The sequence below is a fragment of the Sphingomonas sp. SL1004 genome, assembly GCF_057815015.1.
Genome location: NZ_JBYMUX010000001.1, coordinates 166,843 through 180,517, shown reverse-complemented (window position 1 = coordinate 180,517; position 13,675 = coordinate 166,843). Strand labels below are relative to the sequence as shown.

Here is a 13,675-nt window from a genome sequence, read left to right as displayed (position 1 = left end):
TGGGGCTCGTCCCCACCGCCCCTCTCCGGCGCATGACGCCGATTTCACCTCGCTGCCACACTCCGTTCAGGTCCTCCGGCGCAGTCTCGCCGCATCGTCCACCAAGGCCGAAACGAGAGGATACCCCATGAAGAAGTCCCTCCCCCTCGCGATCCTCGCCGCCGCTACGCTGCTGTCCGGCACCGCAGCAGTCGCCGCGACCCAGGCGCAGACCAGCGTCAAGCCGAAGACCGTCGCCACGCACACCACCACGACCAAGACGACCACGCCGATGGGCAACACCAAGGTCGCCAAGCGCACCACCACGGTCAAGAAAGGCCGCATGGTCAGCGCCAAGCTCGCGAACGGCAAGACCGTCACCTATGATTGCTCGCTCGCCGGTAACAAGACCAAGACCGCCTGCAAATAAGCCCCGAATTAACGATGAAACCTCCTTCCCTCGCGTGCGTACGCGTGCGCGGGGGTAGTAAGGCGCCACCCCCTCGGCTAAGGTATGTCATCATACCGCAACAAGCCGAAAGCGTTCAGATTTGACCGACGAGACCATACTCGCCGAACCCCAGGGCGGCGAGCCCGCCGGCATCGCCACGATCTCGATCGTCGACGAGATGAAGTCGAGCTATCTCGACTATGCGATGAGCGTCATCGTCGCGCGCGCGCTGCCCGACGTCCGCGACGGCCTGAAGCCCGTCCACCGCCGCATCCTGTACGGCGCGCACGAAAGCGGCTTCGTCGCCGGCAAGCCCTACCGCAAGTCCGCGCGCATCGTCGGCGACGTGATGGGTAAATACCATCCGCACGGCGACAGCTCGATTTACGACGCCTTGGCTCGCATGACGCAGGACTGGTCAATGCGCGTGCCGCTGATCGACGGCCAGGGCAACTTCGGCTCGATGGATCCCGATCCGCCCGCGGCGATGCGTTACACCGAGGCGCGTCTCGGCAAGGTGGCGAACGCGCTGCTCGGCGATCTCGACAAGGATACGGTCGACTTCACGCCCAACTATGACGGCTCGGAGCGCGAGCCATCGGTGCTGCCGGCGCGCTTCCCGAACCTGCTGGTCAACGGCGCGGGCGGCATCGCGGTCGGCATGGCGACCAACATCCCGCCGCACAATCTCGGCGAAGTCATCGCCGCGTGCCTCGCCTACATGGACAATGGCGCGATCACGACCGAGGAACTGTTCGAGATCGTCCCCGGTCCCGATTTCCCGACCGGCGCGATCATCCTCGGACGTGCGGGCGCCAAGTCCGCCTACGAGACCGGCCGCGGCTCGATCATCGTCCGCTCGCGCCACATCGTCGAGGAGGGCAAGGGCGACCGTCGCTCGATCGTCCTCACCGAAATCCCGTTCCAGACCGGCAAGAACGGCCTGGTCGAGAAGATCGCCGAAGCCGCCAAGGACAAGCGGATCGAAGGCGTCAGCGACATCCGCGACGAATCGAGCCGGATGGGCGTCCGCATCGTCATCGACCTGAAGCGCGACGCGACCGTCGACGTGGTGCTCAACCAGCTCTGGCGACACACGCCCGCGCAGTCGAGCTTCCCCGCCAACATGCTCGCGATCCGCGGCGGTCGGCCCGAACTGCTGAACCTGCGCGACATCATCGGCGCGTTCATCACCTTCCGCGAGCAGGTCATCACCCGCCGCTCGAAGTTCGAACTCGCCAAGGCCCGTGAGCGCGCGCATCTGTTGCTCGGCCTCGTCATCGCGGTCACCAACCTCGACGAAGTCGTCAAGATCATCCGCGGGTCGTCGAGCCCGGCCGAAGCGCGCGGCAAGCTGCTCACCCGCGAATGGCCGGTCGAGGAGATCGCGCCGTACATCGCGCTGGTCGAGGCGGTCGAGGACAAGCAGGCCGACGGCATCTACAAGCTGTCCGAGCCGCAGGTCCGCGCGATCCTCGATCTCCGCCTGCACCGCCTGACATTGCTCGGCCGCGACGAGATCGGCGACGAGCTGAAGGCGCTCGCCGCGACGATCGGCGAGCTGCTCCACATCCTCGGCGACCGCGCGAAGCTGTACGAAGTGATGCGCGGCGAGCTGATCGCGATCCGCGACGAATTCGCCACCCCGCGCCGTTCCGAGATCGCCGCCGCCGCCAACGGTATCGACGACGAGGACCTGATCGAGCGCGAGGACATGGTCGTCACCGTGACCATGCAGGGCTACATCAAGCGCACCAGCCTCGACACGTTCCGCGCACAGGCCCGCGGCGGCAAGGGTCGCGCGGGCATGTCGACGAAGGACGAGGACGTCGTCACCGAGCTGTTCGTCACCTCGACGCACACCCCGGTGCTGTTCTTCTCGAACCTCGGCAAGGTCTATCGCTACAAGGTCTGGCGCCTGCCCGAGGGCGGTCCCGCCACGCGTGGACGGCCGATGATCAACCTGCTGCCGCTGGCGCCGGGCGAGACGATCTCGACCGTGCTCCCGCTGCCCGAGGATCTGAGCGAGTGGAGCCGCCTGCACGTGATGTTCGCGACGCAGCGCGGGCTCGTCCGCCGCAACGCGATGGATGCGTTCACCAACGTGCCGTCGAACGGCAAGATCGCGATGCGCTTCGAAGAAGGTTCGGAGGACAAGCTGATCGGGGTCGCGCTGCTCAGCGAGCATGACGACGTGCTGCTCGCGACCAAGCTCGGCAAGGCGATCCGCTTTGCCGGCGACGACGTCCGCGAGTTCCAGAGCCGGACCTCGACCGGCGTCCGCGGTGTCACGCTGAAGGGCGACGACGAGGTCATCTCGCTGTCGGTCCTCCACCGCGTCGGCGCGACCCCTGAGGAGCGCGAGACCTACCTCAAGTTCGCACCATGGAAGGGCGAACGCGAGGGCGATCATGATCTTGGACTCGAGCGCTACAACGATCTCAAGGACCGCGAGCAGTTCATCCTGACGGTCTGCGAGAACGGCTATGGCAAGCTGTCGAGCGCCTATGACTACCGCCGCACGGGGCGCGGTGGCCAGGGCATCACCAACATCGACAACATCGCGCGCAACGGGCCCGTCGTGGCGAGCTTCGCTGCCGCCAAGGGCCATCAGCTGATGCTGGTGACCAACCAGGCGAAACTGATCCGCACGACGCTCGCGTCGCTCCGCGTCATCAGCCGCAATTCGGCCGGCGTGAAGCTGTTCGACGTGGCGAAGGGCGAGCACGTCGTCTCCGCCGCACGGATCGAGGAAACAGAGGAAGACGCCGAGATCAACCTGGCGGACGCCGTGCCCGAGGTCGCTCCGGATACCGGCGCGACGATCGGCGAGGACGACGCAGCAGGCCCGGAGGACGGCGAATGATCCGCGATCCGATCGCCTACAAGGTGCTGACGGGGGAGCAGTTGGCGACGCTGGAGTGCGGAAGCTTTGAAGGCGCGCCTGTGGATCTGGCCGATGGCTATATCCACCTGTCGACCGCGGAGCAGCTGACGGAGACGGTGGACAAGCACTTCGCCGGTCAGTCGGACCTCCACGTCGCGGCGATCGATCTCGAAGCTCTCGGCGACGACGTGAAGTGGGAAGAGTCGCGTGGGGGACAGCTGTTCCCACACATCTATGGCGGCCCGCTGTTGCTGGAGGTCGTGCTGTCCTACGGCCCGTTGGAACGCGACGAAGCCGGCAAGGTAAAGCTCCCCGTCGCCGGCTGACCCCAACCTAAAACTTGTTCTCCCGCGAAGGCGGGAGAACAAGGAGCGGGAGTTGCCGCTCGATTATGGCAGATCGGTTCCGACCATGCTGCACCACCCGGCGAAGGCCGGGGCCCAGTTGGGAAACCTCGCTAACGGAGCGCTGTCCTCAGTTACATCGACCTTTCCAACTGGACCCCGGCCTTCGCCGGGGTGGACAAACTACCGGGATACGCCTCACCCAGCCGCAAACGCAGCCCTCACAAACCGCGCACAAGCCTCAGGCGCGGTAATCGGGATCATGTGCCCACCCTCGATCGTGTCGATCTTAGCCCCCGGAATAACCGCCGCAGTCCGGTGCCCATTCCACGCCGGATCGAGAATCGCATCCTGCCGCCCGAATAAGATTCGAACCGGCAAACCGATCTCCGCATACCGCCCGACCATCGCCGTCACGTCGTCGTTCGCCCCGGCAAGATCAGCCGCCGCCGCCGCGATCGCGATCGGCCGCGCAGACAGCGCGCCGCCGCCCCGCGTTATGAAATCCTCCGGCACAGCTTCGGGCGCGAACACGCCTTCCAGCGTCTTCTTCGCCGTCAACCGGCTCAGCGGCGTCCCCAGCACCTGCGCGAACGCCAGACGCGCACCCGACGGAATTCGCGCAAACCCGCGGAAACTCTCCGGCACTTGCTCCAACGGCTGCGTCAACGGCGCAATCAACGCCAGCGCGCGGACCAGATGCGGATGGTCGAGCCCGACCGCAAGGCTGAGCGCACCGCCCAGTGAATGCCCGACCAGCAAAGGCCGATCGAGCCCCAGCTTCTGGATAAAGTCGGCGATGATCGCGCCCTGCCCGATGATCCCTGGCATCGCCCCCGTCGCGGTCGAATAGCCCGACCCCGGCCGATCGACGACGATCACGCGATACTGATCCTTCAGAAGGTCGACGAGCGCATAGCTGAAATTGCGCAACTGCCCCCCGAGCCCATGCACCATGACGATCGTCGGCCCGCTGCCGACATCGATATAGTGCAGTCGAGCGCCCGCGACGTCGAGAAAGCGGCCCTCCGCGGGTACCAGTTCCTCGGCCTTGCGCGCGACACGGCTCGAATAGAGCGACAGCCCGATCCCCGATACCGCCGCCAGCAGCGCCCCGCCGATCAATCCCTTGCCCGTCCGCTTCATCACTATCTCCTTCAAATCCTTAATGCGCTGAACGCCCGGCCATGTCCAAAGTCGCAGCGCCCGCGCCATGGAACCCGTTACAGCCACCGAACGTCCGGTCCGCGAAGGAGATGCGCCGGTGGATCCACAGGCTCGAACGATACTCGACACGATAAAGACACTCGCCCCGGACGCCGATCCGCATGCCGACGACGCGCGGTGGCTCGCCGACTTCCGCTATCAGACCGCGCTGTTGAAGACCTTCTCCGGCGATCCGGAACCGGTCCACGCGATCACCCACATCCTACTGCCGTCCAAGTCCGGACCGCTCCCCGTAAGGCTCTATCGCCCGAAGCCCGGCCCGCTGCCGCTCCTGCTCCACATCCACGGCGGCGGCGCGATCGCCGGGTCGATCGACGGTCACGATCCCGCCTTGCGCGCGCTGGCGAACCGGACCGGGTGGCTGGTCGCCGCGCCCGCCTACCGCCTCGCACCCGAGCACCGCTTCCCCGCGCAACTCGACGATAGCTGGACGGTGCTGCTCGGCCTCGTCGCAAAAGCCGACGCTCTGGATATCGACCTGTCTCGGATCGTCGTCTCCGGAGACAGTATAGGCGCTACGCTCGCAACGGCGCTCGCCTCCCGCGCAGCGTCCGAAGGCGGACCAGCCCCACAAGGCCAGATCCTGCTCTACCCGAACACCGATCTGCGCCGCGATACCGCCTACCCGTCGCGCCAAAGCGAAGACGGCAACATCATCGATGCGAAGTCGCTGGAACGGCAGATCGACCTGTACCTAGCCTCGGACGCAGACCGAAACGACCCGCGCGCGTCTCCCATCTTGGCAGGTGACCTCGCTGCCCTGCCCCCGACGCTGCTGGTAACCTGCGAGAACGACCCGCTACGCGACGAGGGCGAAGCCTATGGCCAGCGCCTGCGCGGCGCGGGCGTCACCGTCGACCACGACCGGTTCGACGGCATGATCCACGCGTTCCTGCAAATGGGTGGCAGACTGGACGCGACCGACCGGCTGCTTGATCGCATCGCCCGCTGGCTCGACGCCCGATGATAGGAAAAATGGTGCACCCAGAGCGATTCGAACGCCCGACCCTCAGATTCGTAGTCTGATGCTCTATCCAGCTGAGCTATGGGTGCATCGCCGTACCGTGACCGGTTCGACAAGCCCGCCGTGAAGCGGAAGATCCTGGTGCACCCAGAGCGATTCGAACGCCCGACCCTCAGATTCGTAGTCTGATGCTCTATCCAGCTGAGCTATGGGTGCACTGGAGGGGCGCTGATAGCAGGCATTTTCGGCCGCGCAAGGGCGTAGCGCGATAAAGTTGTGCACAAGCGCCGGGCGGCATAGAGCGACCGGCATGAAACACGCCTCTTCGCTTCGCGTCGCGTCGCTCGCGCCCCTCCTCGCCGCCGTCCTTGCGACCGGCGCCTGCAGCCAGGACACGGGCAGCTACCCGTCACTGGGCGTGCGCCCGGTCGAAAAGCTCGGGTTTGCGGAGCCTGCGGTGAAGACGGTAGAGGCATCGCCCGATCCGGCGCTGGATGTCGACATCGTGCGAATCCTGAAAACGCTTGACGCGATCGTCACCGGCTTCGATCGCGATGCGGCCAAGGCCGAGACGTCGGCAAAGGCGGCGCGCGGCGCAGCAGCAGGCAGCGAAGCGTGGATCGCGGCCCAGACTGCGCTCGCCGGCCTGGATGATTGGCGCGCGCAATCCTCGGCGCTGGTGACCGATATCGAGCAGCGCGCCACCGACCGCGCCGCCAAGCTGCAGCCGGCTTATCCCGCGTTGGCAGCCGCGCGGGACAAGGCGCAGGCTGAAACAGACCGAGAGAGTGCCGCGATCGGACGCATCCAGGCGACCCTGCCAGCCGCCTGACGCTAAGCTTCGATCCTCCCCCGCCAGGGGAAGATGGCCGGCGCTTGCCAGACGGAGGGGGAGGAAAGGGATGAACTCTGTTCCGTGTCCTCCCCCTCCGTCACCTTCGGTGCCCCCCGGGCGGGGGAGGATTGAACGCCCCCCTAGAACCCCTTCAACAAAGGCAGGATCGTTGAATAGTCATCGGTCCACGCGGTAAAGCCGTTGCCCGCGGTCAGCGGGGTCCAGTCGAGATCGGTCGCCCGCAACGCCGTGATCGCACGCGGATCACGCGACAGCGCCACCCAGTCGGACGCCGATGCGCGATCGACGAGCAGGCTCGACGGGCGGTATTTCATCTCGACCGCGATCCAACCACCCTCCCGCGCCGCCGCCGCGATCACCGGTTCCAGGTCGATGAAACGGTTCGAGATATGCACCAGCAACAGCCCGTCTCGCGAGAGTACGCGGCCATAGGTCGCGAACGCCTCGCGCGTCATCAGGTGCATCGGCACCGAATCCGACGAGAATGCATCGAGCGCGAGCAAGTCGAGGCTGTTCGACGCATCGTGCGCGAGCGCCACGCGGGCGTCACCCATCCGGATCTCCGGGTTCGGCAGGCAGCGCGACAGATAGGTGAACTGGCCGGTATCGCGCGCGATGCGGACGACCGCCGGGTCGATCTCGTAGAACCGCCAGCGCTGGCCGGGGCGCGCGTAACACGACAGCGTCCCCGTCCCGAGTCCGACGACGCCGATCCGTGCGGCTGGGCCGTACAGCGCAGGAGCAGCCTGCATCGCCTGCCCGACGCCTGAGCCGGCCGCGTAATAGGTGGTAGGCGTCCGCTCGCGCTCGGGGGAGCCGCGCAACTGGATGCCGTGTACGGTCGTGCCATGGTCGAGCTCGCGCACGCCGCCATTCGGTCCGGGCAGGTTCCGCACGGTATAGACGCCGAAATAGCTGCGGACGCGGGCACCCGGATCGATCGACAACTCGATCGATCGATACCCGCCGAACAGCACCAGCGCCCCGGCGAGGACGATCATATACGGCAATCGCGCACCGATCGCAGCAAATCCCAGGGTCGCGATGACGAGGAAATCGAGGCCTTGGCGGCTCTCGCCGAACACGCCGCTCGGGTCGGTGATCCGCAGGCCGGCGATGACTGCAATGGCTACGACGATCGCTGCGAGCGCGATCGACTTGGTCCGCCCTTTAGCCGTCCAGATATTCCGGAACTGCCCGATCAGGTACATTTGCGGCACCAGCGCGCCCGCTGCCAGTATCAGCAGCGGATATTCATAGGTCCAGTCGAACACGACCGGCGCCACCAGCGCGGCGAACACGCCACCGAGCGCGCCGCCTGCCGACATTGCAAGGTAGAAGCCGGTCAGCCGATCGGGCGCGGGTCGCTTCCGATACAACGCAGTGTGCAGCGCGACCGAGATCATGAACAGCAGCACCAGCGCGATCCCGGCGCTGAAGAACGGCCGCTCGTTGACCCCGCCCATGATGATCCCGCCGAACAGCAAAATCGTGATCGGCGCGATCCGGGTCAGCACGTCGGCAAGCCAGCGATCGTTCGCGAACGCCACGCTGAAGCTCAGCAGGTACAGCCCGAGCGGAATCACCCATAGCAGCGGCATCGCGACGATATCGGTGGTGATATAGGTCGAGGTCGCCAGCATCATCCCCGAGGGCACGAGCGCCAGCGCGATCCAGTGCGCGATCCGCTTCATGCCCGGGGCCGCGCTGGTCGCGGCGACGTGGTCCATAGCAGCGGTCTTCGGCAGGCGCGTCGCGCACGCGAGGACGAGCAGGATCAGCAGCAGATACCCGCCGCTCCACAGCAAGCTCTGGCCGCGGACCGCCATCAACGGCTCGACCAGCAGCGGGTAGGCGATCAGCCCCGCGAAACTGCCGAGATTGGACGCGGCATACAGCGCATAGGGATCGCCGCCGCCGCTCGCCGCGCTGAACCAGCGCTGGATCAGCGGCGCCTGCGCGGAGACAGCGAAGAACAACGGCCCGATCGACAGCCCGAGCAGCCACGGCACCCAGAGCGCCGGCAGCGCGTCGGCCGACGGCGCCATCGCGACCAGCCCGATCGGCAACCACAGCGCCGCGACGATCAGCACGCCGAGATGGATCGCCGCCTGCGCGCGCGGCCGTACCCTCCCGAGCCAATGTGCATAGGCATAGCCGGCGAGCAGCAACGCCTGGTACACCAGCATGGCCGAGTTCCACACCGCCGGCGCGCCCCCGAGCCTCGGTAACGCCATCCGCGCCACCATCGGCTGGACGAGGAACAGCAGGAACGACCCCGTCAGGATCGTGGCCACGAACATCGCCCGGCACCAGCGCGCCATCAATGGCGCACGTTCCACCGAATGGGTCTCAGACATAGGCGGGACGGTCGATCCGGTAGAGGATGTGGCGGCGAAGACGGTCGTCTTCGGCGAGCTTAGGGTGATCGAAATCGCCGTCGATCACGCGGATCATGCCCAGCCGTTCCATGAGCGCGCGGCTCGGCTGGTTGGCGGGCACGGTCATCGCCCAGATCGTCGGGACGCTCAGCTTTCGCCAACCCCACGCGAGTGCGGCCTCAGCGGCTTCGCGCGCATACCCTCGCCGCCATTCCGTCTGGACGAGGCTCCAACCGATCTCGGGCTGGCCTTCGATCGGCGTCCCCACGGGGCCGGGCTTGATCCCGCACCAGCCGATGAACGCCCCGGTATCGCGTCGTTCGATTGCGCAGAAGCAGGAACCATATTCGGCCAAGATCTTCTGCTGGCGCGCAACGGTTGCAGCGGATTCGGCACGCGACGGCGACGCGCCTAGATACGCCATGACCGCCGGATCACTGCACATCGCATGATGCCCATCGGCATCGTCGCCACGCCAGCCGCGCAAGGTCAATTGCGCCGTCTCGATCATCACCCGAGCAATTTGGCCGCATGCGCGGCGTGATACGTCAACACGCCCGAGCAGCCGGCCCGCTTGAACGCCATCAACGTCTCCAGCACCATAACGTCACGCTCTGCGGCACCCGCCGCGACCGCGTGTTCGATCATCGCGTACTCACCCGACACCTGGTATGCGAACACCGGCACCTCGAACGCCTGGCGGACGCGGACGATGATGTCGAGATACGGCAGGCCGGGCTTGACCATCACCGTGTCGGCGCCCTCCGCCAGATCCATCGCGACCTCGCGCAGCGCCTCCTCGGCGTTGGCATTGTCCATCTGGTAGGTCTTCTTGTCGCCCTTCAGCAGGCCGCGCGAGCCGACCGCATCGCGGAACGGGCCGTAGAACGCGCTCGCATATTTTGCGGCGTACGACATGATCTGGACGTTGTGATGCGACTCCGCCTCGAGCGCACTGCGGATCATGCCGATGCGGCCGTCCATCATGTCCGACGGCGCGATGATGTCCGCGCCCGCCTTCGCCTGGTTGAGCGCCTGCGCGACGAGCATCTCGGCGGTGGTGTCGTTGACGACATAGCCGGCGTCATCGACCAGCCCGTCATGGCCGTGGCTCGTATACGGATCGAGCGCGACGTCGGTCAGCACGCCGACCTCGGGCACGGCGTCCTTGAGCGCGCGGATCGCCTGGCACATCAGATTGTCGGGATTGAGCGCCTCGCGGCCATCCTCGGTCCGCCGTTCGACCTGCGTGTACGGGAACAGCGCGATGCACGGGATGCCGAGATCGCGCGCCTCGCGGCCGCGTGCGACGATCCCGTCGACCGACCAGCGCGATACGCCCGGCAGGCTGGCGATCGGTTGCTCGACACCCTCTCCTTCGGCGACAAACAGCGGCCAGATCAGGTCGGCAGGCGTCAGCACGGTCTCGGCGTGAAGGCGGCGGCTCCAGGCGGAAGCGCGGGTGCGACGGAGGCGAAGCGCGGGATAGCTTGCGGTCATGCCGCGGCTTTGCGGGATGGACGCGGACGGATCAAGCTTTACCCAAAAGCGTTACGGGTGCGAAACCGCATCCCATGCGTTGAGGGCCCCATGTCGAACGATACGATCACCTCCGCCGCGCTCGTCGTCAACGCCAAGTCGCGCAAGGGCCAGAAGCTGTTCAAGCGCGCCTGCGCGGCGATGTCGGGGCTCCCCTATGAGGTCGACGCGCACGCGGTCGAGGATCCGAAGGATTTGGAGGCGACGGTGTTGCGGGCCCTGGCGAAGAAGCCGGACTTGCTCATCCTCGGCGGCGGCGACGGGACGGTCAGCGGGCTCGTCGACCTGATGGTCGGCCACGACGTGATCCTCGGCGTCCTGCCGCTCGGCACCGCCAACAGTTTCGCGCGCACGCTCGGAATCCCCTTGAGCATCGAAGGCGCGGTCGAGGTGATCCGCACCGGTAAGCCGCGCCGGATCGACCTCGGCATGATCGACGGCGATTATTTCGCGAACTGCGCGGCGATGGGCATCAGCCCGAAGATCGCCGCGACCGTGCCGCACGGTCTCAAGAAAGTGCTCGGCAAGGTCGGCTATCTCAGCTGGGCGGCATATCAATATCTCCGCTTCCGCCCCTTCACGCTGATCGTCGGCGAAGGACCGACGGCGGTGAAGATCCGCGTCGTCGAGGTGCGGATTTCGAACGGGCCGTATCATGGCGGCACCGAGCTGGTGGATGCCGCGGCGGTCGATTCGGGCGAGATCGTCGTGCAGGCGGTGATGGGCCACGTAAAACGACGGCTCGTGCAGAACTGGTTCGCCAGCGTGTTCCGGTTGGAATCGCGGCACGAGAAGGTGCGCGACTTCCGCGGCAAGAGCATGAAGATCAACACCATCCCGCCCTTGCCGATCTCGATCGACGGCGAGGTGCTGGCGAAGACGCCGGTTACCGCGAAGGTCGCGGCGGGGATCATCCGGGTAATGGCGCCGGCTTGAAGCGGGCGCCGGCGGTTGGCGTCACTCCCGTTCGCGCGGAAACACGTCTTCGGATCCTACGTCGGTATCTCTGCACTACCCCGCCTTCGCCGGAGCGATATAAAGTTGGCCGAGCAGAGTGCTAAGTGCCTCTAAGCGACAGCCCCATCAACCCGCGGATCGGGTACATCGAGCGTCGCACACGTACCGACCGCCGCGTTCTCGATAACGATCGTTCCGCGCAACTGCCGCGCCAGGCTACCGATCATCCGCATACCCAGGCTCTTGCGCGAGGCCGTCTTCAGATCGAAATCCGCGGGCAACCCGGCACCCTCGTCGGAAACGGTCAGGACGATCCGCCCGTCCCGGCTACGGATCGTGACCGCGATCGCGCCGCCGGCATCGTCATACGCGTATTTGATCGCGTTGGTGACGAGCTCGGTGACCAGCAGACCCACCGGAATGGCCGTATCCGCACTGATCAGGATCGCATCGATGTCGCACTCGATGCGGTGGTTGGGTGCCTGCTCGGCCAGCCCCGTGGCGATCCCGCAGACCAGATCGTTCAGTGCAACGATGCCGACCTGTTCCCCGCGCCAGAGCTGGTCGTGAGTCTGCGCGATCGCGGTGATCCGCGCCTGCGCATCGCCGAGCAACCGGGTGATCCGCGGATCGTCATCCTCCTGCATCTGCAGATTGAGCATCGCCGACACCAGCGCGAGGCTGTTCTTGACGCGGTGGCTAGCCTCGCGCGTGAGCAGCTCCTGATGTTCCATCGCCTCGCTCAGGCGTTGCTCAGCCTGTTGCCGCTCGATCGCGACCCCGATCAGGTTGGCGAACCCCTGCATGAACGACAGGTCGGCCGGCTCGAACTTGCCTTCGTCCGAGCTGTCGACCTCGAGCACGCCGAACCGCTTGCCCGACGTCTCGACCAGCACGTTGATCGCGCGGCGGATCTTATGCCGCGCCATGAATTCGGGCGTGCGGAAGCGCTGCTCGTTCTCCAGATGATTCGAGATCACCGCCTCGCCCGTCTCCAGCGCGAAACCTGCGGGCGAGCCGAGATCGGTGCGCATCTCGGTCGACCCGACGACACCCGGCGCCCAGCCGATCCCCGCGCGTACCAGCAGCGTATTCTGTTCGGGCCGATATTCGAGGAACTTGCAATATTGCGACCGCATCCCCTCGCCGCAGAGCTCGGTGGCACGCTGCAGCATCGGCTCCAGGTCCCGCGCGCGCAAGGCTTCGATCCCGAAATCGGCTAGGATCGATTGCTGGCGAAGCCGATACTGAAGCTCCCCCGCACCCGGAAGACCATCCCCACCGGGAGAGGTTTCGACGATAGCCACGCTGAACTCCGTTATACTGTACGCGTCCGGCGGCGTGATCGGAACGCCTTGGGGACTCTCGCAGATCATGGTAGATTGCCCCCATGAACGAGATGGTGCCTCTTACCACCGTGCCGCTCCCCGTAAAGCTTCGGGTCGAGGACTATCTGATGCTCGACGCCGCCGGCGCGTTCGAGGCGTATGGCAAGACCGAGCTGCTAGACGGGGAAATCGTCTACATGAATTCGCAGCACCGGCCGCACGCGCGGATCAAGTCACGGCTATACTTCCTTGTCGCGGCAGCGTTGCGCGACCTGGGTGGGAGTCTGGAGGCGCTCGTCGAGGGGTCGGTTTCGATGCCGCCGTACAACGTCCCAGAGCCGGATATCGCCGTAACCGCGGAGCCGGAGGGCGAAGGCCTGATCCCGCTCGCATCGCTAGCACTAGTGATCGAGGTTGCCGACACGACACTGCGCAACGACCTTGGCCGCAAGCGCAAGATCTATGCGCGTGAGGGCATCGCGGAATATTGGGTCGTCAACGTCCGCGCCAGAGTGATCCATCAGATGTGGGCACCGGTAGGCGATCGCTTCACCCAATCACGCGACGCGCCCTTTGACGCGGGCATAGAGTCGACGACCATCCCGGACCTGACAGTCGACACCGTGACGCTTTAATCAGCTCATCGCTTGGTGGACGAATATCTGTGCGCTTGATCGATCGAGCAACGCCAATGTGCCGCCCTGAAAGTCCGGATCATACGTAACCTCGGACCGAGCCCATTCGGGTGGCTGCACGGCCGCT

General features: G+C 65.9%; 12 protein-coding genes and 2 tRNA genes. 7 read left to right on the top strand and 7 right to left on the bottom strand.

Going from position 1 to position 13,675, the window contains the following annotated elements; translation table 11 throughout:
* Positions 1-127: 127 nt before the first annotated feature.
* From AC3D24_RS00890 to AC3D24_RS00880, 3 genes are all read left to right on the top strand, one after another.
* Positions 128-409: a hypothetical protein gene (locus AC3D24_RS00890; protein WP_489027369.1), complete on the top strand. Its 282-nt coding sequence runs from the start codon at positions 128-130 to the stop codon at positions 407-409.
* 121 nt (positions 410-530) lie between these two features.
* Positions 531-3,296, top strand: a complete 2,766-nt coding sequence (gyrA, locus tag AC3D24_RS00885; protein ID WP_489027367.1) for a DNA gyrase subunit A — start codon at positions 531-533, stop codon at positions 3,294-3,296.
* Complete coding sequence (locus AC3D24_RS00880) at positions 3,293-3,643, top strand: DUF952 domain-containing protein (protein ID WP_489027365.1); 351 nt, start codon at positions 3,293-3,295, stop codon at positions 3,641-3,643. The genes gyrA and AC3D24_RS00880 overlap by 4 nt, the downstream gene beginning before the upstream one ends.
* Before the next feature lie 216 nt (positions 3,644-3,859).
* On the opposite strand, the gene AC3D24_RS00875 is transcribed toward AC3D24_RS00880, so the two are convergent.
* Positions 3,860-4,807, bottom strand: coding sequence for an alpha/beta fold hydrolase (locus AC3D24_RS00875; protein ID WP_489027364.1), 948 nt, complete (start codon positions 4,805-4,807; stop codon positions 3,860-3,862).
* A gap of 67 nt (positions 4,808-4,874) precedes the next feature.
* On the opposite strand from AC3D24_RS00875, the gene AC3D24_RS00870 reads away from it, so the two are divergent.
* On the top strand, positions 4,875-5,855 hold the full coding sequence (locus AC3D24_RS00870; RefSeq protein WP_489027362.1) for an alpha/beta hydrolase: 981 nt from the start codon (positions 4,875-4,877) through the stop codon (positions 5,853-5,855).
* 9 nt (positions 5,856-5,864) lie between these two features.
* On the opposite strand, the gene AC3D24_RS00865 is transcribed toward AC3D24_RS00870, so the two are convergent.
* Positions 5,865-5,941: transfer RNA gene (locus AC3D24_RS00865), tRNA-Arg, on the bottom strand.
* A 50-nt stretch (positions 5,942-5,991) separates the two neighbouring features.
* A tRNA-Arg gene (locus tag AC3D24_RS00860) sits at positions 5,992-6,068 on the bottom strand.
* Positions 6,069-6,162: 94 nt separating this feature from the next.
* Here AC3D24_RS00860 and AC3D24_RS00855 point away from each other — a divergent pair.
* The gene (locus AC3D24_RS00855) at positions 6,163-6,684 is read left to right on the top strand and encodes a hypothetical protein (RefSeq protein WP_489027360.1); all 522 of its coding nucleotides are present in this window, start codon (positions 6,163-6,165) and stop codon (positions 6,682-6,684) included.
* Between the two features lie 143 nt (positions 6,685-6,827).
* Here the strand turns inward: AC3D24_RS00855 and AC3D24_RS00850 are convergent, their stop codons facing one another.
* From AC3D24_RS00850 to hemB, 3 genes are read right to left on the bottom strand one after another with little or no spacing between them, the layout of a single operon-like run.
* Positions 6,828-9,068, bottom strand: a complete 2,241-nt coding sequence (locus AC3D24_RS00850; protein WP_489027358.1) for a spermidine synthase — start codon at positions 9,066-9,068, stop codon at positions 6,828-6,830.
* Positions 9,061-9,600, bottom strand: coding sequence for a GNAT family N-acetyltransferase (locus AC3D24_RS00845; protein WP_489027356.1), 540 nt, complete (start codon positions 9,598-9,600; stop codon positions 9,061-9,063). The genes AC3D24_RS00850 and AC3D24_RS00845 overlap by 8 nt, the downstream gene beginning before the upstream one ends.
* Positions 9,600-10,589 carry a porphobilinogen synthase gene (hemB, locus tag AC3D24_RS00840; protein WP_489027355.1) on the bottom strand — a complete coding sequence of 330 codons (990 nt, stop codon included), beginning with the start codon at positions 10,587-10,589 and terminating at the stop codon, positions 9,600-9,602. Before hemB ends, AC3D24_RS00845 begins: the two co-directional genes overlap by 1 nt.
* A 90-nt stretch (positions 10,590-10,679) precedes the next feature.
* Here hemB and AC3D24_RS00835 point away from each other — a divergent pair, with 90 nt between their 5' ends.
* Positions 10,680-11,564 (top strand): diacylglycerol/lipid kinase family protein, encoded by an 885-nt coding sequence (locus AC3D24_RS00835; protein ID WP_489027353.1) that lies wholly within the window; start codon positions 10,680-10,682, stop codon positions 11,562-11,564.
* Between the two features lie 131 nt (positions 11,565-11,695).
* On the opposite strand, the gene AC3D24_RS00830 is transcribed toward AC3D24_RS00835, so the two are convergent.
* Positions 11,696-12,892: a sensor histidine kinase gene (locus tag AC3D24_RS00830; protein WP_489027351.1), complete on the bottom strand. Its 1,197-nt coding sequence runs from the start codon at positions 12,890-12,892 to the stop codon at positions 11,696-11,698.
* Positions 12,893-12,975: 83 nt separating this feature from the next.
* Between AC3D24_RS00830 and AC3D24_RS00825 the strand changes: the two genes are divergently transcribed.
* Entirely contained in the window at positions 12,976-13,548 is a 573-nt protein-coding gene (locus AC3D24_RS00825; RefSeq protein ID WP_489027349.1) for a Uma2 family endonuclease, read from the top strand.
* Positions 13,549-13,675: the final 127 nt, after the last annotated feature.